Raw genomic sequence first — 278 nt, 5'->3', positions numbered from 1 at the left:
GCCGGTTTTGCGGCAGGAGGCACCTGGATCACGACCAGGCGTTTCAAAATGCCGATATGCGGACCGGCGATCTACGTGAATCCGGCGATTGTCGAGGCCTCGACCGAAATGCTCCGTCATACGGAAGGCAGCGTTTCGATGCCCGGTGTCACCGAAGAGGTTGAGCGGCACGCCCGCGTCCGGGTTCGCTACCAGGATCTCGAAGGCCAAGAGCAGTTCGAAGATGCCGAAGGCCTGCTGGCGGTCTGCCACCTGCACGAGGTCGACCTGCCCTTGGC

At 62.6% G+C, this 278-nt stretch carries 1 protein-coding gene; it reads left to right on the top strand.

Annotated features, from left to right (window positions below):
* Positions 1 to 278 (top strand): peptide deformylase (locus EN862_RS35955; RefSeq protein WP_193771658.1); only part of this gene is annotated, 278 nt, incomplete at both ends.

The sequence above is a fragment of the Mesorhizobium sp. M2E.F.Ca.ET.219.01.1.1 genome (assembly GCF_004016445.2).
GTDB lineage: Bacteria > Pseudomonadota > Alphaproteobacteria > Rhizobiales > Rhizobiaceae > Mesorhizobium.
The sequence above is the reverse complement of the archived record's forward strand: the minus strand, read 5'-3'. Positions and strand labels throughout refer to the sequence as shown.